The following is a 24976-nucleotide window of genomic DNA, read 5'->3' as shown; positions in this document are numbered from 1 at the left end:
CAAGGCGCGCCTCTAGGTCAGTTGCCCGTGTTCTTATGGCCCGCGCCGCCCCCTCCATGCATCGGCGTGCGGGCCAGATCGACGGGAATCTCCACCCGCTTTTCGCCTGCTTTCTCGAAAGTCAGTGTCACGATGACCTTGGCGTCCTGCTCGAACGGCGCCCTCAGCCCCATGAACATGACGTGATCGCCGCCGCGCTGAAGCGCATGTTCGCCATGAGCGGGAATCGCAAAGCCGTCCTCGACCTCGGCCATCTTCATCACCCCGTTTGCATCGGAGATATGAGTGTGCAGTTCGACCCGCTCGGCCGCATCAGAGGCAACCGATACCAGCCGGTCGTCGCTGTCGCCGGTATTCTCGATCCGCATGAAGGCAGCCCCGGTGGGCGCCGTCGCCATGGCGCTGCGCGCATAGGCGTCATGGATCACGATGTCAGCCTGAGCCGATGTGGCAAGCGCAAGCGCAGCCGCGCCCGCAAGAAGAAACGATTTCATCAGATGTCCTTTGGTCTGTCTATGGTCTGCCGGAACGTCAAGCCCGCGCCGGAGGATCACGCGCCTGCACGGCGGGCAACCTGCGCCCGGCGCCGCGCATGGCCTTGGCAAAGGCGGGCAAGACCAGCCAGCGCTGCTCCCTGCCCGGCGCTATCCACGCAACGCCCAGCCCGTTGAACAGCGTCAAAAGACCATCCGGGCACAGGTGGCTGTGCTGGACCGGCTGGCCATCCGAATCGACCATGACGGTGACAAGGCCCATGCCCGAACAGATGACGATCTGCCCCGCCGGGACCGGCTGCGCACGCGCCACCGCCATCTGGTAGCCGGTCAATGCCAGCGCCAGAGTCAGCAGAATGCCAATCAGTGGATAAGTTTTTCTCACCATCGCCGCAAAACTAGGCTAATCGGAAATTTCTGTCCCGCGACAAAAGGAAACAGCCCCGGTGTGGTGACACCGGAGCTGTGGATAACTCTGTGCGTGGCGCAATGCCACAACCGATCAGACGGCGGCTGCGCGCGCCTTGGCGATCTCTTTCTTGACCTTCAGTGCCGCGGCGCTGAGTTCGACGTCCTTGGCCTTGTCAAGGAACTTGTCGAGACCACCGCGGTGGTCGACAGAGCGCAGCGCATGCGCCGAGATGCGCAGCTTGACCGGGCGGCCAAGGGTCTCGGACTGAAGGCTCACGTCGTTCAGGTTCGGCAGAAAGCGACGCTTGGTCTTGTTGTTGGCGTGGCTTACGTTGTGACCCGTCATCGGGCCTTTGCCGGTCAGTTCGCATACGCGCGACATCGGGTACATCCTTTTGCGTTCGGGGCGGACCACCAAGACTGACAGATATTGCACTGCCAGCGCCGGCGGGTTCGCCAATATGGAAAGGGTGCCGCCCGCAGGGGCCCCCGGAATCTGGTCGGGCTTCTCTAGCTTCAAGGCCCTTGGGCGTCAACCCTTCCTTTCAAGTCCTTGCCCTAACCTTTGTCGACCACGGGTACAGCTGCCTGCCCCATCGCGGCCAGACGCTCTGCCAGCGCCGGGCGGCGGGCCTTGGCGTACCGCTGCATATGCCGGAAATAACTTGGCGAGCAGCGCCGCGAGGCGCGGTGCAGCGCAATGATCTCTGCCGCATCGATGCCGCCATCGACCAACTGCGCCTGAAGATCGGGCAACCTGCCACCCTGTCGCAAGACGCGGCTCGGAGGATGCCCCCCGCCCGGCAGACGGCAGATCCGCAGCTTGGGAAACAGCGTTTGCGCCATCCGGGCATGGGCCAGATCGGCACCGACAAAGGGATCGCACAGCAGCGCGCCCTCAAGGCCCTTGTGGCCGTGGCGCGCCAGATCCCCCGCCTGCCGATCGAACCCCTGCGACTCGTCCCGGTAGCGCCGATCCCACGGCACCTCATCTGGATGAACCGAGACCTGCGGCGCGATGGCGATGACCTGCGCCAACCCCAGCACGGCGGAAAACCGCAGCGCGCCGTAGCCGCCCATGGAAAACCCCATCGCCACGGCGCGCCTGTAGCGCGGCGCCAGCCCGCGCAGGGCGTCTTCCAGCGCCGTGGTCTCGGCATTGACGAACCAGTCGTTCCACAGGCTCTGGATATGCAGATGCGCATAGCCCCGTGCGGTGAAGGCCCGCACCGGGCGCACATCCTCGAAACTCCCGGCGGTGCCGACCCGCTGGCGAAAGCTGACAAACAGCCGTTTGCGCGCGCCCTTGAACAGATCCGCCCGCAACAGCGCCCCGTCAAAGACCCGCTCGGGCGTCATGCCGGAAGGCTCTCCCCAAGATAGGTCGCAAGCAGCTCGTCCGCAGCGGCGGCGGCGGTGATCTCACCCGCTTCGACCCGCGCGGCAAGCGCCGCCATCGCGCCCTTTACCGGCTCGCGGCGCAGGCGAGCGAGCAGCCCTTCGCGGACCTCGGCCTCGAACCAGAATCGCGCCTGCTCGGCCCTGCGCCGGGCGAAATGGCCATTCTCTCTTCGCCATGCCTGAAGCGCGCGCATCTCGGCCCAAGCACTGTCGAGCCCGTTCTCAAGCGCCGCAGAGACGGTCAGCGCCTTAGGAAAACCCTCGGGGTCTTGCGCGCGCTTGCGCAGCAGGCGCAGCGCCCCGGCGTAATCAGCGCAGGTGCGCGTCGCGGCGGATTTGAGATCGCCATCCGCCTTGTTCACAAGGATCATATCCGCGGTCTCCATGATACCACGCTTGACCCCCTGCAATTCATCGCCGCCCGCGGGGGCTAGCAGCAGCATGAACAGATCCGACATCTCGGCAACCACGGTCTCCGACTGGCCCACACCGACGGTTTCGATCAACACCACATCATACCCCGCCGCCTCGCACAGATCGATAGCCTCGCGGGTGCGCCGCGCCACGCCGCCAAGATGTGTTTGCGAGGGCGACGGGCGAATGAACGCCCCCGGATGGCGCGACAGCCGCTCCATGCGCGTCTTGTCCCCAAGGATCGAGCCGCCCGAGCGCGCCGAACTCGGATCAACCGCCAGCACAGCGACCCTCAGCCCCTGCGCAACCAGCATCATGCCGAAACTCTCGATAAAGGTCGACTTGCCGACGCCAGGCGTACCAGACAACCCGATGCGCATGGCCTCACGCCCCGCGCAGCGCAGCCTTTCGATCAGATCGCGCGCCATGGCCCGATGATCCGCCCGCCCACTTTCGACGAGCGTGATCCCCCGCGCCAGAGCGCGCCGTTCTCCGCTCAGGATACGTTCCGCAAGATCCTCAATATCCATGGTGCTGCCCCTCAACCGTGTCGGGGCTGAAAGAACCCGCCCCGCGCCCCCTTGTCCAGCCCCCCGTCTTGGCCGCGATATCGGATGCCTCCGGTGGGGATATTTAGGGCCAGAAGAGGCCTATGCGCCGCGCCCAAGTTTCTTCTGGCCAAAAATATCCCGTGGGGCGACTCCGCAAGGAGACGGGGGGCAGCGCCCCCTTCGCCCTCTCAAAACGCGCTCCAAGGCGGCGCACCAGAGTGGCGATCGCAGCTCTTATCGGCAAGACCGCAAAATAGCAGCCCCAAAGCAGAAGCGACATCGCCCAGCACACTGGCGCCACGATACGCCTGCAAGCCGCCAGCAGCGTATCTGCACTTGCGTCGCGTCGGCAGTGAAGAACAGGCACAATTGCCCGGGACAATCGCTTTAAGAAAACCTGTCCTGGTGCCGCCTGGCGAGCGTTCCATGTTGGCGGGGCAATGGCCACGTGATCGCCGATAATCTTGACCGCGCCCCATGCGAGGCGCTTCGGCCAGCGTGCTGCCTACATCTGGGCGCGGTGGGTCGATGAGCAGCCCGAAGAAGCGCCAGCTTGCATCCCTGCGAGCCACCCCCAGCGCCCGGTAACCGCTCTGCGCAAGATCCGCGTTCTGCGCTTCGATCTGTGTGTGGCGCTGCGACGCGCCCCTGGCTACGGCAAGGGCGCTCTTCTCGCGCATCATCGCGGCGCCGGTGCGCTTTGACAGCGGAGCGTCGGCTGCTAACCCGGTGACTGTTGCATCGGAATGCGCGCAGGTCGCCAACACCGCCGTGTTTCTTCCATCGGACGCCTCGGCGATCAGCGCCTGGAATTGCGACGCCCTGACCGCCATGTGCATCGGTAGCGCTGCATTGTCGGGATCAGCGCGACCAAATCCACCTCCAAACAGGCATCGCCGCGCCAAGGCAACATCGCAAACCCGAGCCACCTGCACCAGTGCAAAGACGACCAAGAATTTTCCGGTGCATATCGGCGCTTGCTGAAAATGCGACACGCCTTCGGCCGCGCGGACACGGGCCGCGATGTGGTCGAAACAGGTTTTCCAGCCAGTGCCCTGATTTCTCGGTCCAGCTTGCCCGGCATCACCGCCGCGCCGGGTCCGATCTATCGCCGAGCGCCATGTCGACAGGCAGCGCCCCGCGGCCCAGTGTGGCCCCCTCATGCCGGCGGGACATCGACGGCCACCAGCCCCATATCGGCCGGACGCTTTGCCTGCTCGACGGTTGCAAGATGTCGCGCTGTACCAGTTGGGCGGCTCGATCTGTGGCCACTGCGCAGGATCCAGAAGCGCATGTCATCGCCTCTGCGTGCAGGACTGGAGTGACAGGTCTGCGCGCACGGGTGGGCTTTACCATGCCGCCCGACGCGCTATCGTCGATGAAGCACATCACGGAGGACATTTCCATGCAGATCATATGGCTAGGCCATGGCAGCTTTCGCTTCGAGATTGCCGACGAGGTCATCCTTGTCGATCCGTGGCTGTCAGGAAACCCGATGCTGCCCGACGAGCGTCGCGCCGAGGCGCTTGATGGCGCGACGCAGATCCTGCTGACCCACGGCCATTTTGACCACACCGACGATGTGGTGAGCATCGCCCGGGAAACCGGGCTGCCGGTTTCGGGAATGTTCGAGCTGACCTCGGTGCTCAAGGCGCAGGGCGTCACGGTTGGGCACGCCTTCAACAAGGGCGGCACCGCGATGTTCGGCGATGTGGCGGTCAGCATGGTGCCCGCCTCGCACAGCTCGTCGATGATGGTCGATGGCAAGGTCCAGTACACCGGATCGGAAGTCGGCTACGTGATCCGCGGCGACGGGCACTGCATCTATTTCTCGGGCGACACCACGATCATGGCCGACATGGCGTGGATCGGGGAGTATTACGCCCCCACCGTCGGCATCCTCTCGGCGGGCGGCTATTACACCATGGACATGGAAATGGCCGGCTGGGCGGCAAAGAAATACTTCGACTTCACGACGGTAATTCCCATGCACTATCGCACCTTCGGCGCACTCGAACAGGATGCCGAGGTGCTTGCCGCCGAACTGCCCGGCGTTCGGGTGATCGAGCCGCAGGTGCTCGAGCCGATCACGCTCTGAGCCCGCTTTCCTCGCCGCGCCTCCCTGCCTATTGTGGCGCAAAAGAGGGGCGCGGATGAGCGGGCAATTCAACGTGATGATCATCGGCCAAGCAGGCCGGCTGCAATACGAGGCGGTGCTGTTCGCTGTCTCGCTGGCACGTAGCTCGCCGGGGGTGAAGCTGTTCGTCGCGGAGCCCCAGCCCAACGCTCTGTGGGAGCGCGACCCGCGCATCACGGACGCCGAGATCCGCGCCATTATTGAGGACCATGGCGCCACGATCCTGCCCTTCGAGACCCGGCATTTCGGCCAGTCCTACCCCTATGGCAACAAGATCGAGGCACTGGCCGCCCTGCCCGAGGGCGAGCCCTTTGTGTTCTTCGACACCGACACGCTGGTGCTGGACGATCTGTCGCGCGTGCCCTTCGATTTCGACCGCCCAACCGCGTCGCTGCGCCGCGAGAACACCTGGCCGAAGATCGAGCTGTACGGGCCGGGCTATACCGCGACGTGGAAGGCGCTCTACGATCGTTTCGGGCTGAATTTCGACAGCTCGCTGGATCTGAGCTGGCCCGATGAACATTGGCGGCGCTATCTCTATTTCAACGCCGGCTTCTTCTTTCACAGCTGCCCAAGGCGTTTCGGCCAGCGGTTCCTCGACTACGCACTGACGATTCGTGACGATCCGCCCGAGGCGCTGATCTGTCAGGACTTCGATCCGTGGCTGGATCAGGTGGCGCTGCCGCTGGTGATCCATTCCTTTGGCGGCGGGCGCGACGCGCTGCCGCCGGGGCTGCTCGACGGATCGGTGACCTGCCATTACCGCACCTTCCCGCTGCTTTATGCGCGCGAAAGCGATGCGGTGGTGCAACTGCTCGAAGAGATCGCCGCGCCGCATCGGATCAAGAAAGTGCTCAAGCAATACGAGCCGCTGCTGCGCACGCTCTATCAGGGGCGCGGGCACAAGGCGCGCGCGCTGTTTGATCGCAACGACCTGCCGGTGCGCGAACAGGCGATCCGCAACCGATTGAAGCGCGAGGGCTTCTGGATGCGTTAAAGATGCGTGCGCGAAAGCGCCCGCTCTGCGTCTTCCAGATGGGGCACTGCGTTGAATTGCGTCAGCACCAGCCCGGTGGACATCGGCTGAAACCGGTGCATCGAACTGTTCTCGATCGCAAGGCAGGCATTGGCAAAGGCACCAAGCCCCAGCTCCATCGTCACCCGCATCGCCATGCCGATCACCCCGCCAGATGTCACCACGACGGCCCGCCCCTCGCCGCCTGCGATCTCGGTGAGCACCTCGCTGACGCGCGCTTCGAACGTCGCGAAGGGCACCGGTGCGCCATCTATCGCATTGTCGCGCCATAGCCCGAACATCCGCCGCATGTGCAGCGCGAATTCTTCGCGACCATTCGGCATATCGATGCCGTACTGCGCCTCGCAGATCTGCGCCATGGTGAAATATTCCAGCTCATCGAGGCGGGGGTCGATCACCAGATCAAGCCCCAGCGCCATGGCATCGGCAGTCTCACGATGCCGCCGCAAGGTGCCGCAATAGGCCCGCGCAAAGCGCTCGCCGGTGCCGCGCAGGTGCTCTCCGAGCCAGCGCGCCTGACAATGCCCCAGATCACTGAGCTTGTCGTAGGAGACTTCGTCGCGCGCGGAGCTGTTGGCCTGACCGTGGCGTACCAGAGTGACATGGGACATTTGGCACCTACCTTTCGCCTGCCTCATACGAGCCGTTGCACGAAATGAAAACCCGCAAGGGGGGCGCTGCCCCCCGTCTCCTTGCGGAGCCTCCCCCCGGGATATTTTCGGCCAGAAGAAACCGAGGCCGCGGACCCTGTCGGGCCTCTTGCTTGCCGCCCGGAGGCCCCTGCAAGAGGTGCATCCTTGCGAGAGACGGTGCGCCATTGGCAAGGGGCGCCCGCAGGCCGACGTCTCCGCCGCAAGGCGGAGCGAGGCTTCCATGGGCCGCGGTACGCGGCGCCGTTTCGGAAAGGTCAGGCCTGCTGGTGACGCTCGATCCACGAGCGCATTTCCTCGGCCTCGTGGCGGGCTTCGCGCAGCCCTTCCATGGCGGCGGCGAGTTCGGCCTCGGTCTGCGCCAGCTGGTTGGTCAGCTCCGCCTCGCGCTGCTGAAGATAGGTAATCGCCTGATCGCGCGTTTCTTCCGCCTCGTGCAACTCCTGGCTCATACGTTCGAGCTGGTCGACATCGGCCTGGCTGATACGCTTGAACCGGTTCACCAGCCAGTTCGAAAACCAGCCCATGCAATATGCTACGAAGAGAATGATCGCCGTGGCGATAACGAATTCGGTTCTGTTCATTCCCCGGCCCCGTCCGCGCCGGCATCGTCTCCGGCGGTTTCCGTATCGCCTGCGGAGCCCGTATCTTCAAGCTCTTCCAGCGTGGTTTCCGCCTCTTGTTCGGCTTCGGGCGCGATCAGCCGGAACTCGATGCGCCGATTCGCTTCGCGGCCCTCTTCGCTGCCATTGTCAGCGATGGGCTCTTCTTCTCCGTACCCTTTCACCCTGTAGGAGGCGGTCAAAACGTTGCGATTGCGCAGCGCGTCGAGCACGGACTGGGCGCGTTCCTGGCTCAGCTGCTGATTCATCTCCTCGCGACCCTGACTGTCAGTATGGCCCTGTATTTCCAGCGGGATATCGCCGCAGAGTTTCAGCAATTCACCGATATCATCCATCACGTCCTTGGCCGAAGCATCGAGATTCGCCGAGCCCGGCTCGAAGGTGATCTTGCGGTCTCCGATGATCTCGACGATCTGTGCCTCGCATTGCTGCGGCGTCGGGATGCCCAGTTCCGGGTCGAGCTTTTCCTGATAGGTCACGTTTATCTCAAACTCGGCCTGATCGCCCAGCTTATCGGCAAGCAGCACCGAGATTTCGTCGTTTGCATCCTTGTTGCCGGTGTTGCCCGACACCGTCACCCTGTCCGGGGTCACCCGGACGGCGCCGTTGGACAGCTCTCCGAGCGCCTCGATTCCCGCCAGAACCCGCGTCGCCCAGGCGTTGGGCAGATCTTCGTCGACCCGCGCCGCAGTATAGACCCTATCCGAGCCAAACTGCGCCCGGGCGAGGCTGTCGACGGTCTGGCGGGTGATCTCGGAATTGACCCTCCCGCGCAGTTGCACCGCGCCTTCGGGCGATAGGGTCGCGGTGAATTCGCGCACCCCCTGGTCGGCGGCATCGGGGGTTTCCGGCAGCACCGCGTGCAGCGCGAAGACATCGGGAAGACCGCTTTCAAGCTCGCCGACCACCCGGTCGAACAGGGCCTGTTCGGTGCCTTCTTCGGCCAGCAGCGCAATATCCGCGTTCGAGAAGGTCACCGAGCCGCGCCCCAGTTCGGACAGCGCGCCGATTGCCATCGCCGCTGCATCGGCCCAGCGGCGCGACGGCACGCCCAGCCCGAGGCGGCAGGTCTCGCTGGCCGGGGCGCCCACCGCCTGCGCTGCGCCAAGGATCATGTCGCGCGAGGTTTCGGTATCGGCCGAACAGGCATCGAATCGCGGCCCGTCGTCGTCGATCAGAAAACGCAGCGTGAACGGTGTGATCACCGGGCGCGGCGCCGACAGGTCCAGCACCAGCGTCACGCCTGTCGGCACCCTGCGCTTCAGATCCGCCTGCAAACGGCGGCGATCCTCGACGCTTTCGGTCATCGCCTTGATCGACACCGTGCCCGCCCCGACCGAGATCTTCGAGCGCGGCAGTTGCGCAAGGCTGCGCTCGGCAAAGCGCAGCGCAGCGTCCCAGCCTTCGGGCACGGTGAAATCGGCGGTTTCCAGCAGGTCAGACACCTCGCCGGTGTCGCCAACCGTGGTGCGAAAGCCCTCGAGCAGCTCTTCGCGGTCGGTCTGCGCCGGCACCAGCCCGATCACCGAGATGCCATCGTCGTTGCGCAGGATCTCGACCGAAAAGCGCGGCGGCTCGATCTGTTCTGCCTCTGCGACCAGCATCTGGTCGATCACCCGCGCGCTGTCGACCACGCTTCCTGCGGCCGTGACCGCCTTGAAGCGCGCTGCCTCATCCGGGGCCTCGCCGATCAGAAAGACCTGAAGGCCGTTCACATCGACCTCGGCCCAGTCGAGTTCCTCGACATCGAGCCGGTCCACCACCGCCTCGCGCGAGCTGCGCTCGACCAGAAAGACGGCAAAGACCGCAAGAAGGATGCACAGCAGGGCGGCGCCGGACAGCGTCGCTGCGGGAATGGCGAGTCGTGACAGGCGCATGGGTCCGCGGTTTCCTTCTTGTTATTTCAGAACCTGATAAGCCTCGGGCTTCGGTGGCGCAATCAGGCCAGCAGCGCGACGGCGAAAAACAGCACAGGTAGCAAACCGGCGTCGCGATTGGACCGGAACAGCACAAGCAACCGGTCGTTGTCATTCACATCCAGCTTGCGCATCTGCCACAGAAGATGCCAGCCAAAGGCCCATGGCCCGGCGATCAGCAGCCCCAGCGTCAGGAACGCGCCGCTCGGGGCCGCAAGCGCGATGGCCAGCCCCATCAGCGCCACCGACGCCACAAGGAAGATCGCCAGCCAGCGCGGGGTTGCCGCGTCTCCGAACAGGCGCGCGGTGGATTTGACCCCGATCAGTGCGTCGTCTTCCTTGTCCTGATGGGCGTAGATCGTGTCGTAGAACAGCGTCCACGCCATGCCCGACAGGTACAGCAGCACCGCCGGCAGCCCCAGCGATCCGCTATGCGCCGTCCACGCCAGCAGCGCGCCCCAGTTGAAGGCGATGCCAAGGAACACCTGCGGCCACCATGTAAACCGCTTGGCAAAAGGATAGATCGCGACCGGCAGCAGCGCCAGCACCCCCAGCGCAATCGCCATCGGGGCAAAGCTCAGCAGGATGGCAAAGGACACGAGGCACTGGATCACCGCCCAGACCAGCGCCTGCCGTGTTGTCACCTGCCCCGAGGGAATCGGGCGCGACGCGGTGCGCGCCACCTTGCCGTCGATATGCCGGTCGGTGATGTCGTTCCATGTGCAGCCCGCGCCGCGCATCAACAGCGCCCCGATACCGCAGCCGGCAAACACCCACAGATCGTACCAGCTGGCCCGCCCGTCGCTGACTATGGCCAGCAGCAGCCCCCACCAGCAGGGCAGCAGCAAAAGCCATGTGCCGATCGGCCGGTCGGCCCGGCTGAGCCGCAGGTAAGGCCGCGTCCAGGCCGGAGCGCGATGATCGACCCAGTTGCCGCGCACCGCGTCGCGGACCCGTCCATCTGCCTCTGGTCTTGTCTCGGTGGGGGCCATATGCTGCGCCTCATGACTGCGAAGATTAGACTGTTTGTAGATCACCCGCTTGGGGCGGGACAACCTGTGCCCCTGACACGGGAGCAGGCGCATTATCTCTTTTCCGTGATGCGGATGTCCACCGGCGGCAAGCTGCGGCTGTTCAACGGGCGCGATGGCGAATGGCTGGCCGAGATCTCCGAAGCGAGCAAGAAGGGCGGCATTGCCCTCTGCACCGAGGCGCTGCGCCCGCAAGTGATGCCGCCCGACCTGTGGCTGCTGTTCGCCCCGATCAAGAAGGCGCGCACCGATTTCATCGTTGAAAAGGCGGTCGAACTGGGGGTCGCGCGCATCCTGCCGGTGCAGACGCACTACACCAATTCCGAACGCATCCGGCAGGACCGCCTGCAAGCCCATGCCATGGAGGCGGCCGAGCAATGCGGCGCGCTATCCGTGCCCGAGGTGGCGGAGCTGGCCAAGCTTGACACCCTGCTGGCGGACTGGCCCGCCGAGCGGGCGCTAGTCTTTTGCGACGAGGCCGAGGCCGGCGGGCGCAGCGCGATGCTGGACGCCGCCCCGGCCCCGGCGGCGATCCTGATCGGCCCCGAGGGCGGCTTTTCCGACATCGAACGCGCCCGGCTGGGCGCCATGGCACAAACGCGGGTGATCGCGCTTGGCCCGCGCATTTTGCGCGCCGACACGGCGGCGGTGGCGGCGCTGACGCTGTGGCAGACCGCCTGCGGCGACTGGAGCTGAGATGCGCGCGCCATATTCAGACCGGCTGGCTCCGCCAGCGCCCACACCTCACAGGGCAGCCCGATGATCCGCCCCGAAGCCCGCGCCGCCTTTGCCCGCTGGTCCGAGGCGCTCTGGGGCTGCGGCGTGCTGGCGCTGGGTCTGTACTGGGCGTTTTTCACCGGCGGCGGGTTGCTGCACTGGCTGGGCTATGCGGTGGCGCTGGCCGGGGGGTTGCTGCTGCTGGCCGGCATTCAGCGCGGGCGGTTTCGCACCGGCAGCGGCGGGCCGGGCATCGTGCGCGTGATCGAGGGGCGCATCACCTATATGGGGCCCCTCACCGGCGGGGTCGCGGATCTGGACGCCTTGACGCGGCTGGAACTCGACCCGTCGGGCAAACCGGCGCATTGGATGCTGCATCAGGCGGGCCAGCCCGCGCTGGCAATCCCGGTCAATGCCACCGGCGGCGAGGTGTTGTTCGATGCCTTCAGCGCCCTGCCCGGCCTGCAGACCGAACGGATGCTCTCGGTGCTCAATGGCACATCGCGCGAGGTGGTGACCCTGTGGCAGGAACCCACCAGCAGAATCGCACACCTCCGTCTGCATTGACATCGAGCGGCGGACCGCCCACTCCTGCCCGAACAAATGCGATACGGCCAAAAGCGAGGCGCCCTCATGTCCATTCCTCAATCCGGCGGCGGGCCGATCGAAAGCCAGACACAGCTGGCGGAATATCTCGAAACGGGCTGCAAGCCCGAGAGCGACTGGCGCATCGGCACCGAGCACGAGAAATTCGGCTATCTCACCGACACCCACGAACCCCTGCCCTATGATGGGCCGCGCTCTATCCGCGCCGTGCTCGAAGGGCTTCAGACCCGCTATGGCTGGGCCCCCGTCGAAGAAGCCGGCCACCTGATCGGCCTGACCAAGGATGGCGCCAATGTCAGCCTTGAGCCGGGCGGCGCGCTGGAACTGTCGGGCGCCCCGCTGGAAACCATCCACCAGACCTGCGACGAGGTGAACGAGCACCTGCGCGAGGTCAAGAGCATCTCGGATGCGATCGGCGTGGGTTTCATCGGCCTTGGCGCCGCGCCCGAATGGCTGCACGATGACGTGCCGCTGATGCCCAAGGGCCGCTACAAGCTGATGGACAGCTACATGGGCCGCGTCGGCACCTCCGGCAAGACCATGATGCGGCGCACCTGCACGGTGCAGGTGAACCTCGATTTCGGCTCCGAGGCCGACATGGTCAAGAAAATGCGCGTGGCGCTGGCGTTGCAGCCGGTGGCGACGGCACTGTTCGCCAATTCGCCGTTCTTCGAGGGCAAGCCGAACGGCATGAAGAGCTATCGCAGCTACGTCTGGCGGCATCTTGATGCGGACCGCACCGGCATGCTGCCCTTTGTCTTCGACGAGGGCTTCGGCTTTGAACATTATGTCGATTACGCGCTCGATGTGCCGATGTATTTCGTCTACCGCGACGGCAAGTATATCGACGCGCTGGGGCAATCCTTTCGGGATTTCATGAAAGGCCGCCTGCCCGCGCTGCCCGGCGAGGTGCCGACCCTGTCCGATTGGGCCGACCATCTCACCACGATCTTCCCCGAGGCGCGCCTGAAGAAATTCATCGAAATGCGCGGCGCCGATGGCGGCCCGTGGCGGCGTCTGTGCGCCCTGCCCGCCTTCTGGGTCGGGCTGACCTATGACAGCTCTGCGCTGGATGCGGCCTATGATCTGGTCAAGGGCTGGGATGCGCCGACCCGCGAGGCGCTGCGCGTCGCCGCCGCAGATCAGGCGCTGGACGCGGTGGTCGAGGGCATCTCCATGCAAGATCTTGCCGCGCGCTGCATCGACATCGCCGAAGCCGGGCTGAAGGCCCGCGCCCGTTCCGGCGCCGGCGGCCTGCTGCCGGATGAGACCCATTTCCTCAACGCGCTGAAGGAAAGCATCGAGTGCGGCAAGGTGCTCGCCGACGAGATGCTCGACCATTACCACGGCGACTGGAACGGCGATCTTGGCCGGATCTACGCGGCCTACAGCTACTAAGGATCGCAGACCTTTCTGCCGTCCCTATGGCCTGAACCGGGTAAAACCTGTTCAGGCTGCGCCGCTGCGGGACACGTTGCGAACGAAATAGTCGTGCACCTCTTCCTTGCGGCGCGCCACCTCTTCCGGGGACGGCTCTGCATGGGCCTGAAGCAGCACGGCATAGGCGTCGAGCGGCCCGGCGGCCCGGCGCGGTTTTGCCTTTCTGGCGGTGCTGGCGCTGCGCGGCGCGCCCCAGGCGTTGGGCTCGGGCTTTGACGGCATCAGCAGAAATCCGAAGATCAGCATCGGCCCGAGCAGCGGAATGATCTGCACCAGCAGCCACCAGCCGGAACGCCCGGTATCGTGCAGGCGACGCACCATCGCGCTGAGGGTCGGAACGAAGAACGCAATCCACAGCAGCGGCGACCAATAGGCCAGCACATGCATCGGTGGCTGGCCGGTCTGAATGAACCCGTCGGCAACGCTGCGGATATCGGCGAGCCCTGCCAGCGTGATCACCCCAAGGACGAGAGCGCTCGGCCACCAGAATTCCGAGCGGGCCGCCCGCGCATTGAAGCGCAAAGCGCCGCAAATATAGGATTCAAACGCTGCGATGGGTCCGTACATGCGGGCGTCTCCCGGGTTGTCTGCGGTCATGGGCGTCGCGGCAGGCCGCGATGCAGGGCACGATAGCGAAGAGGCTGCCGCCTCTCAGCGGCGAAATTACGGCATTCGCGGTGTCTTCGACGCATAGATCCGTAGAATGTGACAGAACGTCCCTGTTCGGGAGGCGTGGGCCTGTGATGCCGGGGGGAAAGAAGACCTCGACGCCACACTCTGGGTGGGGGCTCAAAACGGCGTGGCGCCGAGGGAAGCATATCGCAGCTACCCCTTCGTTGTGGCGGCGCTTTCGGGCGGAATTATGATGACGCAGCGGCGATGCAATGACGCGACGCAGGGGGCAACGCCACGCTGCCTGACCGACAAAACCCGCGCCGAAAGCGGCACGGGCTGGCAGGAATTCCTGATTTGAAAGAGCCTCGGCGCCGCGCACTGGGTGGGGGCTGAAAAAACACGCGACGCCGAGGGAAGCTTAGTGCAGCTACATCCTCTTTATCCGGGTGCAATCGGGCACCAGTAGGATCAGATTGCGGCAGCTTTCAGGTCTTTTCCGGCCGGGCTGTCCGCCCGAGGGGACATTCAGCGCGCCGTACCGCCTGTTCCGGGGGGCGCCTCGTGATCCGCGCGGCAGATAAGGATGTCGAGCCGATTGCCGCCCTCCTCGCGCGCATAGTGCAGCCGTTCGGACAGTTTGCGGATCAGGTACCAGCCAAAGCCGCCCTCAGGCAGGTCCTGCCGCCTGTCGGGCAAGGCAAGGCGACCCGGTGGCAACCCCCCGTCTGGCATCGCATGGCCATCATCGCGCAAGGTCAGTTCCGCGCAATGAGCGTCTGCATGCAGCGCCAGAGCGATGCACCCGTCGCTGCGCTCTGCGCAGGCATGTTCGACGATATTGTTCAGCGCCTCCGCCAGCACCAGCTCGACCGCCCCGATGGGGGTATCGCCCCAGCCAAGCGCCGTCAGTTCCATGCGTACAAGCGCCAGCACGGCGCGAACATCCTGCGGTGTACTGCCAAGCTCGGTCTGAAGAACGAGCGGTGCAGCGGGCTCCGGCACGTCTGCCATACGGGTGCGCTTCCTTCCGGACGGTCAGCGGTTGCCGTCGCTCTTCGCGGCGTCGACGGATTCGTGGATAACAAAGATCGTGTCCATGCGGGTCAGGCGAAACACCTTGTCGACCATCGGGTTCAGCGCCGCCAGATCCAGCCGCTGATCCTTTGACAGCGCCTTCATCGCCGCGACAATGGCGCCCAGACCGCTCGAATCGATGAAATCCACCTCGCCAAGATCCAGCACGACGCGGGATGCGCCCGGCGAGACCCTGGAGCGGACGGCATCCTTGAACTGGATGGCAACGGCGGAATCGATCCGCCCTTCGTCGACCCGGATGATTTGCGGGTCGCTGTCCTGCGTGATGGTCAGGTGCATCTGATCGTCCTGTACTGCTGTCCTTGCACGGCAGGGTAGACGTCATTCCTTACCATTCGGTATGCAGTGATCAGAGCTAACGGAGGATCGGCCATGACCAGGGACATCGTGATCACAGGCGCGGCGCGCACCGCCATGGGCGGCTTTCAGGGAATGTTCGAACCGCTCGGCGCACCCGATCTAGGCGGCGCCGCGATCCGCGCCGCGCTGGCGGGCGCGGGCAAGCCACAGGTCGACGAGCTGTTGATGGGCTGCGTCCTGCCCGCGGGTCAGGGCCAGGCACCGGCACGTCAGGCCGGCTTTCGCGCCGGGCTCGGCGAAGAGGTGCCCGCCACGACGCTCAACAAGATGTGCGGCTCGGGGATGAAGGCGACGATGATGGCCTTCGACCAGCTCTCGCTCGGCCACGCCGCCACCATCGTTTCGGGCGGCATGGAAAGCATGACCAACGCCCCCTACCTGCTGCCCAAGATGCGCGGTGGCGCACGCATCGGTCACGGGCAGGTCATTGACCACATGTTCCTCGACGGGCTCGAGGATGCCTATGACACCGGCCGCCTGATGGGCAGCTTTGCCGAAGATTGCGCCGAAGCCTTCCAGTTCACCCGCGAGGCACAGGATCAATACGCCATCGCCTCGCTGGGCAACGCGCTGGAGGCCGAACGCTCAGGCGCCTTCGAGGCCGAGATCACCCCGGTGACGATCCATGCCCGCACCGGCGAAGAGATCCTCACCCGCGACGAACAGCCCGGCCGCGCCCGCCCCGAAAAGATTCCGCAGCTCAAACCCGCCTTCCGCAAGGGCGGCACGGTGACAGCGGCGAACAGTTCGTCGATCTCCGACGGCGCGGCGGCACTGGTGCTGACCACCGAGGCGGCGGCGCAATCCGCCCCCCGCGCCCGCATCCTTGGCCATGCCAGCCATGCGCAGGCCCCCGGCCTGTTTCCGACCGCACCGATCCCCGCCACGCGAAAGCTGCTCGACCGCATCGGCTGGAAAAAATCCGACGTCGATCTGTGGGAGGTCAACGAGGCTTTTGCCGTGGTGCCTATGGCCTTCATGCGCGAAATGGGCCTGCCGCGCGATGTGATGAACGTCAACGGCGGCGCCTGCGCGCTAGGGCACCCCATCGGCGCCTCGGGCGCCCGGATCATCGTCACGCTGCTGCACGCGCTCGAGGCGCGCGGCCTGAAACGCGGCATCGCCGCCATCTGCATCGGCGGCGGCGAGGGCACGGCCATCGCCATCGAATGTCTCTGACGCCGCCGCGCCTTCATCTTGCCAAATAAACTCCCGCCGGAGGCATCCCGGCCCCACAACGCAAAGCGGCGCCCCGTGCAGGGCGCCGCCATCGCAATCAGGTCCTCGAACCCCGTCAGTTGGTGATGATCTCCGGCCCCATGAAGGTCGTCGGCAACCATGTCGACAGGATCGGGATATAGGTCACCATGATCAGGAACACGAAGAGCACCGCAAGGAAGGGCAGCGCCGCGCGCACCACCGCCATCATCGGCATCCCTGCCACGCCCGAGGTCACGAACAGGTTCAGACCGACCGGGGGTGTGATCATGCCGATTTCCATGTTCACCACCATGATGATGCCAAGGTGGATCGGGTCGATTCCCAGCTCGATGGCAATGGGAAACACCAGCGGCGCGACGATCACCAACAGGCCCGAAGGTTCCATGAACTGCCCGCCGATCAGCAGGATCACGTTGACGATCACAAGGAACATCACCGGCCCCAAGCCCGCCCCCAGCATGGCGCTGGCGATCTGCTGCGGGATCTGCTCATCGGTCAGCACATGCTTGAGGATCAGCGCGTTGGCGATGATGAACATCAGCGTGATCGTCAGCTTACCGGCCTCGAACAGCGTATCGCGGGTGTCGCGGTGGAAGAATGCCGTGACCAGTGCGATCGGCTTGCGCCACAGCGGCAGGTTCGGCGCGCCATTCCGGCCCGCCAGCGGCCCCATGTCGCAATAAACGAAATTGGCGATCACGAAAGCATAGACGGCAGCCACCGCAGCGGCCTCGGTCGGGGTAAAGATGCCGCCATAGATGCCGCCAAGGATGATGACGATCAGCATCAGCCCCCACAGCGCGTCGCGCCCGGAGGTGAAGGCCTCGCCCCAGCCCTTCCATTCGCCCTTGGGCAGCTTCTTGATCCGCGCCATGATGTAGATGGTGATCATCAGCATGGTGCCCGCCATCAGGCCCGGAATCACCCCCGCAAGGAACATCCGTCCGACCGACACGTCGGTGGCCGAGGCATAGACCACCATCACGATCGACGGCGGGATCAGAATGCCCAGCGTGCCCGCGTTGGCGATGACCCCGGCGGCGAAATCCTTGGTGTAGCCGACGCTGCGCATCCCGGCGATGACGATCGAGCCGATGGCCACCACGGTCGCGGGCGACGAGCCCGACAGCGCCGCGAAGAGCATACAGGCGAACACCCCGGCGATGGCCAGACCGCCGTGCATATGGCCCACCAGCGCGATGGAAAAGCGGATGATCCGCTGCGCCACGCCGCCCGTCGACATAAAGCTCGACGCAAGGATGAAGAACGGGATCGCCAGAAGCGTGTAATGCCCCGCCATCGCCTGATAAAAGCTCTGCGCCACCGAGCTGAGCGAGGTGTCGGACAGCAGCAGCAGAAAGACGATCGACGACAGGCCGAGCGACACGGCGATTGGCACGCCGATCAGCATCAGCGCGATGATGATCACGAAAAGAAGAAAGACATCCATCGGATCAGTCCTCGCGGTTCAGGTGGGCGACGTCTTCGACGGCGTCTTCGGCTTCGTGGCTGACGATCAGGCTTTGCTGCGCGCCGGTCCAGATGCGTATCCCGGCCTGAATGAAGCGAAACAGCAGCAGCGCGGCGCCAAAGGGCAGGATGACATAGGGGATGAAACGGGGCAGCTTTTCGTAATGCTCGCCCTCGTTGATCATCGGTTCGATAAAGCGAAGCCACTCGGGCATCCGGATATCCACCACCTCGTACCACGAGCGATACGACGTGCGGCTCATCTCTTCAAAGCCGGTGGGAAACCAGCGCCCGGTGGTCTGCGGCAAGTTGGCGAAGTTCGCCCAGTAGTCCCACGCGCCCTTCATCAGCAGCGCCGCATAGGCGATGCAGCAGATGGCGGCGATCACCGCCATGGCCCGGCGCACGTTCGACGGGACAAGGTTGGTGACAGCATCGACGCCCAGATGCGCCGTGACCTTCACCGCATAGGAAATGCCGAACAGCACCAGCCATGCGAACAGGATGGTCACCGCCTCGAGCCCCCAGATGAAGCCCGTGTTAAAGCCGTAGCGCAGCACGACATTGACGAAAGTGATAAGCGTCATGAGTCCGAGGATGATCGCGATTGCGGTCTCTTCGATCTCGTTGACGATGCGGCCAAGCGCGCTGTGGCCATGGTAATGACTGGACATGCCGTCCCCCATTTCGCGTCCGGGCCCCGGCCCCGGTGCCTTGTCCGGTGTGCTGATATGAAAAAGGGGACGGCAGGACCGTCCCCGTCAGCTTGCCCGGCCCCTGTCCTTGGGGCCGAGCCGCCGCGCGCGGGCCTTAGCCCTGCACGTCGGCGTTGATTGCCTGCGCCGCGTCGATGTTTTCGCGGCCCACGTCGCCTTCGAACTTCTCCCAGACCGGCTTCATCGCGTCGACCCATGCCTGACGCTGCTCGGGGGTCAGCTCGCGGATCACGCCGCCGGCATCCACGATGGCCTGACGGTTGTCGGCATCGACTTCGGCGATCGCCGCGTTGCGCTCGGCGGTGACCTCGTGAACGATGGTCTCGAGCTGGCTGCGCACGTCCTCGGGCAGGCTGTCCCACCAGTCGGCAGAGGTGACGAGCATGTAGTCGAGCACGCCGTGGTTGGTTTCGGTGACGCCGTCCTGCACTTCAAAGAACTTCTGGCCGTAGATGTTCGACCAGGTGTTGTCCTGACCGTCGACAACGCCGGTCTGAAGCGCGCCGTAAACCTCCGAGAACGCCATCGGCTGCGGGCTGGCCCCCAGCTGTTCCATGTTGGCCTTCAGCACATCCGAGGGCTGCACGCGGAATTTCAGGCCACGCGCGTCTTCGGGAGAGATCAGCGGCTTGTTGGCCGAGAACTGCGTCATGCCGTTGTGCCAGAAATCAAGGCCGAGCAGACCCCGGCGCACCATCGATTCCTTCATCGCCTGGCCGGTTTCCGAGTTCTGGAAGGCATCGACTGCCTCGATGTTCACGAACATGAAGGGCAGATCGAAGATGCGGAACACTTTGGTGAACTGCTCGAACTTCGACAGCGACGGCGCGGCCATCTGAACGTCGCCGTTCAGCATCGCCTCGAGCACCTGATCGTCGTTGTACAGCGTCGAGTTCGGGTAGACCTCCATGCAGGCCTTGCCGTTCATCTCGTCGTTGACCCGCTGTTGCAGCAGCGTTGCGGCGATGCCCTTGGGGTGCTTGTCGGTGTTGGTGACATGGCTGAACTTGATGACGATCTCGCCATCATCGCAGCCATTCGCCACTGCGCCCGTCGCGCCAGAGCTCAGCGCGGCCACAGCCGCAGCGGTCATCAGAAACTTTTTCATCGGTATCCTCCCGGGATGACGTTCCAAGGTCCGGCTCCCCTGCCGCCCTTTCGCCCACGACATGACAGCCATGCGCGAAACGCATCAAGTGGTGGTGACGAAAGAGTGAGAATTTCGTGTAAACGGGCGTATTAACAAATATTTAAAGCCCTGAATACCGCTGCTGTTGCAGCCGACCGCAAGGCGGATGTGCGAAATCCCGCACAGGGCGGATCAGGCGTTGTGCGGAAATCCGCACGTTTGCACTGGTGCGACTCACGCCATGCTCAGCGAAAGCTCTCCGGCTTCAGCCCGTATTTCGCCAGCTTGTCGTAAAAGGTCTTGCGCGGCAGCTTCAGCGCTTCGGCGGCGGCGCTGGCCTGCCCGCCGGTGCGGCGCAGCGCATCCGCCAGCAGCGAGCGTTCGACCTGCGCCATGCGCTCGGTCAGCCCCAGCCCCTCGCCGCCGGGCTGGTCCTCGGCCAGCCCCAGCACAAAGCGCATCGCCGCCGACATCAGCGCGCGGGCATTGCCGGGCCAGTCGCGGGCGATCAGCCCGGCGATGACCTCGTCACCGATCACCGGCTCGGGCAGCCCCGATTGTTCAGCCGCCTGCGCAACATAATGGCGAAACAGCACCGGGATATCCTCCGGACGTTCGGCCAGCGCCGGAATGCGCAGCGTCATCACTTCAAGCCGATAGTGCAGATCGGGGGTAAAGCTCCCCTGTTCCACCAGCACGGCGGGATCGTCGACAGTGCCCGCAACCAGCCGCGCGCCGCCCTCTTCTAGCAGGTCCAGCAGCGCCAGTTGACTGTCGCTCGGCAGCGCACCGATCTCGTCAAGAAACAGCGTGCCACCAGCGCAATCCTGCCACGCGGCGGCCAGCGCATCGCGGCCCAGCCCCGCCGCCGAGCGTTTTTCGAATGGCCCCTTGGCGCGGGCGGAACACAGATGCACCACCTCGGCGACCTTGGGGATGCCCGCCCCCCGCGCACCACGGATCAGCACATCGGTTCCGGCGCGGGCGGCGGCGCGCACCTGCGCGCGCAGGGTTTCCGACTGCGGCGAGATGCCAAAGATCATCCGCGCGGCGGCATCGCCGGTTTCCAGCTGCGCCTTGAGCCGGCGGTTTTCCAGCACCAGCCGCCGCGTGTGCAGCGCCCGTTCGACGCTGCTGATCAGATCGGATGGCGCACAGGGCTTTTCGAGGAAATCGAACGCCCCCGCCGACATTGCGCGCACCGCCATTGGAATATCGCCCTCGCCGGTGAGCAGGATCACCGGCAGTTCGGCGTCTTTCTCATGGGCGTAGTCCAGCAGATGAAAGCCATCGCGCCCCGGCATCCGGATATCCGAGACGATGACCCCCTCAAAGCCCGGCCCGATGCGGTCTTTGGCCTCGACGAAACTGCCAGCGGTGATGGCATCGAATTCGGCCAGCTCCAGCGTCTGGCCCAGCGCCTCGCGCACCGCCGCGTCGTCGTCAACCAGCAGAACCTTGCGGATCATGTCAGCTCCTGTGCTTGTCGCAGCTCGATGGTGAACAGCGCGCCGCCCGCGACGTTCTCGCCGCGCAGCCTGCCACCGAACCCCTCGATGATGCCATGCGAGATCGACAGGCCAAGCCCCATGCCCTCGTCGCTGCCGGTTTCCTTGGTGGAATAGAACGGATCAAAGATGCGCGACGGATCGGCGATGCCGGGGCCGGTGTCGCGCACCGTCAGGCGCACAATGCTCGCCGCATCGTCATGCCGGGCGCGGATGGTGATGCGGCGGGTGTCGCTGCCCGCCATCGCCTCAATCGCGTTGCTGAGCAGGTTCACCACCACCTGCCCGAGCCGCACATCCCCGGCCATGACCACGGCGGGGCGGTCCGGGCGCTGCCAGTCGATGGTGACGCCGCCTTCCTCGATGCGCCGGGACAGCACCTCGAGCGCGCTTTCCACCGCCGCCGCCAGCCCGACACGGCGCACCGGTTCGGGTTCGGCCCGGGCAAAGGCGCGCAGGTTCTTGATGATCCGCCCCATGCGCCCGGCCATGTCCGAAATCCGCCCAAGGTTCTCGGCCGCCCGCTCTGGTTTGCCGCGCTCCAGAAAGGCCGCGCCGTTTTCGGCAAAGCTGCGGATCGCCATCAGCGGCTGGTTCAGCTCGTGGCTGATGCCCGCGCTCATCTTGCCCAGCGCCGACAGCTTGCTGGCCTGCACCAGTTCCGCCTGAGCGCGGCGCAGCGCCGCCTCGGCCTCTTGGCGCTCGGCGATCTCGCGGCGCAGGGCGCTGTTGCTCTGCTCAAGCGCCATGGTGCGGGCCGAGACCCGATCTTCGAGCACGGCATTGGCCAGCGCCAGCGTGCGTCGCCGTTCCAGCGCAAGCCACAGCAGCGCCCCGAAGAACAGCACCACCGCCGCCACCACCGCCGCCTGCAACGCCGCCAGCCGCATCGCGGGCAGCACATCGACCAGCAGCGTGCCGGTCATGCCGATCACCGGCAGGGCGATTTCCAACCGTAGCGCGCGGGTGGGAATGTAAGGGGAAAACCGTTGCACCCAGATTGTGTGCCCGCCGGAACTGGCCACGCTGACCGCGCGCATTGTCCCATCGGGCGCGCGCATCTGCGTGCCAGTCTTGCGCCAATGCAGCAGTTCAGAGCGGTTGGTGGCAAAGATCTCGCCCTCGGCATCGGTAAAGAACACCGCGGGAAGCGAGCCGCGCCACGCCTGTTCCAGCCGCGCCAGATCCACAGCGACGATCAGCACCCCTTGCACCTGCCGGTCGACGCCGAAACTGGGCGCCGCGAACCAGAAGGCGCGGTCGATACCCGGCGGCCCGTCGCCATGGGCAAGCCCCAGCGCCCCGTCAAGCGCGCGCTGATAGGCCGCGCCGCTCAGCACCCAGTCGGGCAGACCATCGCCCGATTGCGCCAGAACCTTGCCGCGCGCGTCGACATAGACCGCCAGCGCCGCCCCGGACCGGTCAGCGGCGCGCAGCAGCATGGCGTTGGCCTCGCGGCGTGATCCGCCCCAGTGCAGCGCATTCAGCGCCGGGTGATCGGCGCTCAGCACCGCGAATTCGCGGAACCGTTGCAACTGGGTGACCAGACGGTCGGACGCCAGCTCCAGATCCGAGGTGCCGCGTTCGGATACCGGCCCCAGCGCCTGCACATAGGCCGACCGCCAGACCGCCGCCGACAGCAGCGCCGTCGCCAGCAGGGCAAGCGTCAGCAACAGCGCGCGATGGGTCAGCAGGCGGGTCATGGTGCTGACATAGCAATCCGGTGCTTGCGGGGGAAGCGCGTGTTGGGCAGTGTCGCGCCCATGCACAGCTTTGCCCAATCGCCCAATGATCCCGGTTTCGTTCAAGACCCCTACCAGTTCTACGACCGCCTGCGCGCGGCGGGGGATCTGGCCTATTGGCCCGATTACGACCTGATCTGCGCCACCTCGCACCGCGCCGTGCACGCGCTGCTGCGCGACCGCCGCTTCGGGCGCGAAATCCCCGCCGAACTGGCAAGGCCGGTGCCCGAGCATCTGCGCCCCTTCTACCGGATCGAGGATCATTCGATGCTGGAACTCGAGGCGCCCCGCCACACCCGCCTGCGCGGGCTGGTGCTGCGCGCCTTCACCAGCCGACGCATCGCCGCCCTTGGCCCCGAGATCGCGGCGCTGGCGCATCGGCTGATCGACGACATGCCGCAGGGGGATGTCGATCTGCTGACCGCCTTCTGCCAGCCGATCCCGGTGATTGTCATTGCCCGCCTGCTCGGTGTGCCCGATGACATGGCGCCGCAGCTGCTGCGCTGGTCGAACGACATGGTGGCGCTGTATCAGGCCCGCCGCAGCCGCGCCATCGAGGACGCAGCCGCAAGCGCCGCCGCCGAGTTTGCCGCCTTTCTCGAAGATTACATCGCCCAGCGCCGCAATTCGCCGCGCGAAGATCTTTTGTCACAGCTCATCGCCGCCGAAGAGGCTGGCGAGCGGCTGAGCACCGACGAGCTGATCGCCACCTGCGTGCTGCTGCTCAACGCCGGGCACGAGGCGACGGTGCACACGCTGGGCAACGGCATCAAGGCCTTGCTGGAAACCGGCACGATGATCACCACCGACACCGCCGCGCCGATCACCGAAGAGATCATGCGCTTTGATCCGCCGCTGCATCTGTTCACCCGCTACGCCTATGAAGACGCCGACCTCTACGGCCATGTCTTCCGGCGCGGCGACAAGGTGGCGCTGATGCTTGGGGCGGCGGGGCGCGACCCGCAGGTCTACGCCGAGCCGCACAGGTTCGATCCCACCCGCGAGGCCCGCCCCCATCTTGCCTTTGGCGGCGGGGCGCATTTCTGCGTCGGGGCGCCGCTGGCGCGGCTTGAACTGGTCACCGCGCTGCCGATCCTGTTTGACCGCCTGCCCGGGCTGGAACTGGCAGAACCGCCGCGCTACGCTGATCTGTATCACTTCCACGGGCTGGAGCGGCTGATGGTGCGCCGCTAGATCGGCAGCGCGGTGGTGTTCTTGATCTCTTCCATCGACAACAGCGCGGTGACGCCCTGCACTTTCACCTCGGCGATCAGCGCCTGATAGAACACGTCATAAGCCCGCGCATTGGGCACCCGCACCTTGAGGATATAGTCGATGTCGCCCGCCAGCCGATGCGCTTCCATCACTTCGGGGCGCGAGCGCACGGCGTGCAAGAAGCGGTTCTGCCAGTCGGTTTCATGCTCGGAGGTGCGGATCAGCACAAAGAAACACGCCTCGAAGCCAAGCTTTTCGGCATCGGCCACCACCACCTGCGGCCCGATGATCCCGGCCTCGCGCATTTTGCGCACGCGATTCCACACCGGGGTCTTTGAAGCCCCCACCACACGGGCGATTTCATCAAGCGAGCGGCCCGCATCCTTCTGAAGCTCGCGAAGGATTTTCCGATCGGTGGCATCCAGCTGCACGAGTTTTCCTTTCACAGCGCCTTAATGGAACAGTTTTCCTGATGGGA

Annotated in this window: 26 protein-coding genes; 7 read left to right on the top strand and 19 right to left on the bottom strand. The window is 65.3% G+C overall.

Annotated features, from left to right (window positions below; all coding sequences use genetic code 11):
- Window positions 1-17: 17 nt before the first annotated feature.
- From Q4543_RS08755 to Q4543_RS08730, 6 genes are all read right to left on the bottom strand, one after another.
- A complete protein-coding gene (locus tag Q4543_RS08755) occupies window positions 18-494 on the bottom strand; it encodes a copper chaperone PCu(A)C (protein ID WP_303437483.1) in 477 nt (158 codons plus the stop codon).
- Between the two features lie 37 nt (window positions 495-531).
- Window positions 532-882 (bottom strand): hypothetical protein, encoded by a 351-nt coding sequence (locus Q4543_RS08750; protein WP_303437482.1) that lies wholly within the window; start codon window positions 880-882, stop codon window positions 532-534.
- 114 nt (window positions 883-996) lie between these two features.
- Entirely contained in the window at window positions 997-1287 is a 291-nt protein-coding gene (rpmB, locus tag Q4543_RS08745; protein WP_216005756.1) for a 50S ribosomal protein L28, read from the bottom strand.
- Between the two features lie 176 nt (window positions 1288-1463).
- Window positions 1464-2264: an alpha/beta hydrolase gene (locus Q4543_RS08740; RefSeq protein ID WP_303437481.1), complete on the bottom strand. Its 801-nt coding sequence runs from the start codon at window positions 2262-2264 to the stop codon at window positions 1464-1466.
- Window positions 2261-3250: a methylmalonyl Co-A mutase-associated GTPase MeaB gene (gene meaB / locus Q4543_RS08735; RefSeq protein ID WP_303437480.1), complete on the bottom strand. Its 990-nt coding sequence runs from the start codon at window positions 3248-3250 to the stop codon at window positions 2261-2263. The genes Q4543_RS08740 and meaB overlap by 4 nt, the downstream gene beginning before the upstream one ends.
- A 209-nt stretch (window positions 3251-3459) precedes the next feature.
- A complete protein-coding gene (locus Q4543_RS08730; RefSeq protein ID WP_303437478.1) occupies window positions 3460-4224 on the bottom strand; it encodes a hypothetical protein in 765 nt (254 codons plus the stop codon).
- A 452-nt stretch (window positions 4225-4676) separates the two neighbouring features.
- Here Q4543_RS08730 and Q4543_RS08725 point away from each other — a divergent pair, with 452 nt between their 5' ends.
- Together Q4543_RS08725 and Q4543_RS08720 are read left to right on the top strand one after the other, a co-directional pair.
- Entirely contained in the window at window positions 4677-5369 is a 693-nt protein-coding gene (locus tag Q4543_RS08725) for a metal-dependent hydrolase (RefSeq protein WP_303437507.1), read from the top strand.
- Between the two features lie 55 nt (window positions 5370-5424).
- Window positions 5425-6405, top strand: coding sequence for a hypothetical protein (locus Q4543_RS08720; protein ID WP_303437476.1), 981 nt, complete (start codon window positions 5425-5427; stop codon window positions 6403-6405).
- On the opposite strand, the gene Q4543_RS08715 is transcribed toward Q4543_RS08720, so the two are convergent.
- The 4 genes from Q4543_RS08715 to ubiA form a co-directional block, all read right to left on the bottom strand.
- Window positions 6402-7055 (bottom strand): histidine phosphatase family protein, encoded by a 654-nt coding sequence (locus Q4543_RS08715; protein ID WP_216005750.1) that lies wholly within the window; start codon window positions 7053-7055, stop codon window positions 6402-6404. The genes Q4543_RS08720 and Q4543_RS08715 overlap by 4 nt on opposite strands.
- 296 nt (window positions 7056-7351) lie before the next feature.
- Window positions 7352-7678 carry a hypothetical protein gene (locus tag Q4543_RS08710; RefSeq protein WP_216005749.1) on the bottom strand — a complete coding sequence of 109 codons (327 nt, stop codon included), beginning with the start codon at window positions 7676-7678 and terminating at the stop codon, window positions 7352-7354.
- Window positions 7675-9594 (bottom strand): OmpA family protein, encoded by a 1920-nt coding sequence (locus Q4543_RS08705; RefSeq protein WP_303437473.1) that lies wholly within the window; start codon window positions 9592-9594, stop codon window positions 7675-7677. Before Q4543_RS08705 ends, Q4543_RS08710 begins: the two co-directional genes overlap by 4 nt.
- A 62-nt stretch (window positions 9595-9656) precedes the next feature.
- Complete coding sequence (gene ubiA / locus Q4543_RS08700; RefSeq protein WP_303437471.1) at window positions 9657-10625, bottom strand: 4-hydroxybenzoate octaprenyltransferase; 969 nt, start codon at window positions 10623-10625, stop codon at window positions 9657-9659.
- Between the two features lie 12 nt (window positions 10626-10637).
- Between ubiA and Q4543_RS08695 the strand changes: the two genes are divergently transcribed.
- From Q4543_RS08695 to Q4543_RS08685, 3 genes are all read left to right on the top strand, one after another.
- On the top strand, window positions 10638-11360 hold the full coding sequence (locus Q4543_RS08695; protein WP_303437469.1) for a 16S rRNA (uracil(1498)-N(3))-methyltransferase: 723 nt from the start codon (window positions 10638-10640) through the stop codon (window positions 11358-11360).
- Between the two features lie 63 nt (window positions 11361-11423).
- Complete coding sequence (locus tag Q4543_RS08690; RefSeq protein WP_303437467.1) at window positions 11424-11948, top strand: hypothetical protein; 525 nt, start codon at window positions 11424-11426, stop codon at window positions 11946-11948.
- A 66-nt stretch (window positions 11949-12014) separates the two neighbouring features.
- A complete protein-coding gene (locus Q4543_RS08685; RefSeq protein ID WP_303437465.1) occupies window positions 12015-13385 on the top strand; it encodes a glutamate--cysteine ligase in 1371 nt (456 codons plus the stop codon).
- A gap of 51 nt (window positions 13386-13436) precedes the next feature.
- Here the strand turns inward: Q4543_RS08685 and Q4543_RS08680 are convergent, their stop codons facing one another.
- The 3 genes from Q4543_RS08680 to Q4543_RS08670 form a co-directional block, all read right to left on the bottom strand.
- A complete protein-coding gene (locus tag Q4543_RS08680) occupies window positions 13437-13994 on the bottom strand; it encodes a DUF805 domain-containing protein (RefSeq protein WP_303437463.1) in 558 nt (185 codons plus the stop codon).
- Between the two features lie 573 nt (window positions 13995-14567).
- Window positions 14568-15053 carry an ATP-binding protein gene (locus Q4543_RS08675; RefSeq protein WP_303437461.1) on the bottom strand — a complete coding sequence of 162 codons (486 nt, stop codon included), beginning with the start codon at window positions 15051-15053 and terminating at the stop codon, window positions 14568-14570.
- A gap of 24 nt (window positions 15054-15077) precedes the next feature.
- Window positions 15078-15416, bottom strand: coding sequence for an STAS domain-containing protein (locus Q4543_RS08670; protein ID WP_303437460.1), 339 nt, complete (start codon window positions 15414-15416; stop codon window positions 15078-15080).
- Window positions 15417-15509: 93 nt separating this feature from the next.
- Between Q4543_RS08670 and Q4543_RS08665 the strand changes: the two genes are divergently transcribed.
- Window positions 15510-16676 carry an acetyl-CoA C-acyltransferase gene (locus Q4543_RS08665; protein ID WP_303437459.1) on the top strand — a complete coding sequence of 389 codons (1167 nt, stop codon included), beginning with the start codon at window positions 15510-15512 and terminating at the stop codon, window positions 16674-16676.
- A gap of 115 nt (window positions 16677-16791) precedes the next feature.
- Here Q4543_RS08665 and Q4543_RS08660 read toward each other — a convergent pair whose 3' ends face one another.
- The 5 genes from Q4543_RS08660 to Q4543_RS08640 all read right to left on the bottom strand — a co-directional run bounded on the left by Q4543_RS08660 (window position 16792) and on the right by Q4543_RS08640 (window position 23244).
- Window positions 16792-18168, bottom strand: coding sequence for a TRAP transporter large permease (locus Q4543_RS08660; protein ID WP_216005739.1), 1377 nt, complete (start codon window positions 18166-18168; stop codon window positions 16792-16794).
- A 4-nt stretch (window positions 18169-18172) separates the two neighbouring features.
- A complete protein-coding gene (locus Q4543_RS08655) occupies window positions 18173-18862 on the bottom strand; it encodes a TRAP transporter small permease (protein WP_303437457.1) in 690 nt (229 codons plus the stop codon).
- Between the two features lie 136 nt (window positions 18863-18998).
- Window positions 18999-20012, bottom strand: coding sequence for a TRAP transporter substrate-binding protein (locus Q4543_RS08650; protein ID WP_303437455.1), 1014 nt, complete (start codon window positions 20010-20012; stop codon window positions 18999-19001).
- A gap of 266 nt (window positions 20013-20278) precedes the next feature.
- Window positions 20279-21502, bottom strand: a complete 1224-nt coding sequence (locus Q4543_RS08645) for a sigma-54 dependent transcriptional regulator (RefSeq protein WP_303437454.1) — start codon at window positions 21500-21502, stop codon at window positions 20279-20281.
- On the bottom strand, window positions 21499-23244 hold the full coding sequence (locus Q4543_RS08640) for an ATP-binding protein (RefSeq protein ID WP_303437452.1): 1746 nt from the start codon (window positions 23242-23244) through the stop codon (window positions 21499-21501). Before Q4543_RS08640 ends, Q4543_RS08645 begins: the two co-directional genes overlap by 4 nt.
- Before the next feature lie 60 nt (window positions 23245-23304).
- Between Q4543_RS08640 and Q4543_RS08635 the strand changes: the two genes are divergently transcribed.
- Window positions 23305-24477, top strand: coding sequence for a cytochrome P450 (locus tag Q4543_RS08635; RefSeq protein WP_303437506.1), 1173 nt, complete (start codon window positions 23305-23307; stop codon window positions 24475-24477).
- Here Q4543_RS08635 and Q4543_RS08630 read toward each other — a convergent pair.
- Window positions 24474-24929, bottom strand: coding sequence for an Lrp/AsnC family transcriptional regulator (locus tag Q4543_RS08630; protein ID WP_216005734.1), 456 nt, complete (start codon window positions 24927-24929; stop codon window positions 24474-24476). The two genes, Q4543_RS08635 and Q4543_RS08630, sit on opposite strands and share 4 nt — an antisense overlap.
- Window positions 24930-24976 lie beyond the last annotated feature (47 nt).

Origin of the sequence: Salipiger sp. 1_MG-2023 (genome assembly GCF_030547555.1) — a bacterium.
In the GTDB taxonomy this organism is placed as follows: domain Bacteria; phylum Pseudomonadota; class Alphaproteobacteria; order Rhodobacterales; family Rhodobacteraceae; genus Salipiger.
The sequence above is the reverse complement of the archived record's forward strand: the minus strand, read 5'-3'. Positions and strand labels throughout refer to the sequence as shown.

Excerpts from the sequence above, each read along its gene's own strand:
- Q4543_RS08755 (WP_303437483.1), bottom strand. The coding sequence starts at position 494 with ATGAAATCGTTTCTTCTTGCGGGCGCGGCTGCGCTTGCGCTTGCCACA.
- Q4543_RS08750 (WP_303437482.1), bottom strand. The coding sequence starts at position 882 with ATGGTGAGAAAAACTTATCCACTGATTGGCATTCTGCTGACTCTGGCG.
- rpmB (WP_216005756.1), bottom strand. The coding sequence starts at position 1,287 with ATGTCGCGCGTATGCGAACTGACCGGCAAAGGCCCGATGACGGGTCAC.
- Q4543_RS08740 (WP_303437481.1), bottom strand. The coding sequence starts at position 2,264 with ATGACGCCCGAGCGGGTCTTTGACGGGGCGCTGTTGCGGGCGGATCTG.
- meaB (WP_303437480.1), bottom strand. The coding sequence starts at position 3,250 with ATGGATATTGAGGATCTTGCGGAACGTATCCTGAGCGGAGAACGGCGC.
- Q4543_RS08725 (WP_303437507.1), top strand. The coding sequence starts at position 4,677 with ATGCAGATCATATGGCTAGGCCATGGCAGCTTTCGCTTCGAGATTGCC.
- Q4543_RS08720 (WP_303437476.1), top strand. The coding sequence starts at position 5,425 with ATGAGCGGGCAATTCAACGTGATGATCATCGGCCAAGCAGGCCGGCTG.
- Q4543_RS08715 (WP_216005750.1), bottom strand. The coding sequence starts at position 7,055 with ATGTCCCATGTCACTCTGGTACGCCACGGTCAGGCCAACAGCTCCGCG.
- Q4543_RS08710 (WP_216005749.1), bottom strand. The coding sequence starts at position 7,678 with ATGAACAGAACCGAATTCGTTATCGCCACGGCGATCATTCTCTTCGTA.
- Q4543_RS08705 (WP_303437473.1), bottom strand. The coding sequence starts at position 9,594 with ATGCGCCTGTCACGACTCGCCATTCCCGCAGCGACGCTGTCCGGCGCC.
- ubiA (WP_303437471.1), bottom strand. The coding sequence starts at position 10,625 with ATGGCCCCCACCGAGACAAGACCAGAGGCAGATGGACGGGTCCGCGAC.
- Q4543_RS08695 (WP_303437469.1), top strand. The coding sequence starts at position 10,638 with ATGACTGCGAAGATTAGACTGTTTGTAGATCACCCGCTTGGGGCGGGA.
- Q4543_RS08690 (WP_303437467.1), top strand. The coding sequence starts at position 11,424 with ATGATCCGCCCCGAAGCCCGCGCCGCCTTTGCCCGCTGGTCCGAGGCG.
- Q4543_RS08685 (WP_303437465.1), top strand. The coding sequence starts at position 12,015 with ATGTCCATTCCTCAATCCGGCGGCGGGCCGATCGAAAGCCAGACACAG.
- Q4543_RS08680 (WP_303437463.1), bottom strand. The coding sequence starts at position 13,994 with ATGTACGGACCCATCGCAGCGTTTGAATCCTATATTTGCGGCGCTTTG.
- Q4543_RS08675 (WP_303437461.1), bottom strand. The coding sequence starts at position 15,053 with ATGGCAGACGTGCCGGAGCCCGCTGCACCGCTCGTTCTTCAGACCGAG.
- Q4543_RS08670 (WP_303437460.1), bottom strand. The coding sequence starts at position 15,416 with ATGCACCTGACCATCACGCAGGACAGCGACCCGCAAATCATCCGGGTC.
- Q4543_RS08665 (WP_303437459.1), top strand. The coding sequence starts at position 15,510 with ATGACCAGGGACATCGTGATCACAGGCGCGGCGCGCACCGCCATGGGC.
- Q4543_RS08660 (WP_216005739.1), bottom strand. The coding sequence starts at position 18,168 with ATGGATGTCTTTCTTCTTTTCGTGATCATCATCGCGCTGATGCTGATC.
- Q4543_RS08655 (WP_303437457.1), bottom strand. The coding sequence starts at position 18,862 with ATGTCCAGTCATTACCATGGCCACAGCGCGCTTGGCCGCATCGTCAAC.
- Q4543_RS08650 (WP_303437455.1), bottom strand. The coding sequence starts at position 20,012 with ATGAAAAAGTTTCTGATGACCGCTGCGGCTGTGGCCGCGCTGAGCTCT.
- Q4543_RS08645 (WP_303437454.1), bottom strand. The coding sequence starts at position 21,502 with ATGATCCGCAAGGTTCTGCTGGTTGACGACGACGCGGCGGTGCGCGAG.
- Q4543_RS08640 (WP_303437452.1), bottom strand. The coding sequence starts at position 23,244 with ATGACCCGCCTGCTGACCCATCGCGCGCTGTTGCTGACGCTTGCCCTG.
- Q4543_RS08635 (WP_303437506.1), top strand. The coding sequence starts at position 23,305 with ATGCACAGCTTTGCCCAATCGCCCAATGATCCCGGTTTCGTTCAAGAC.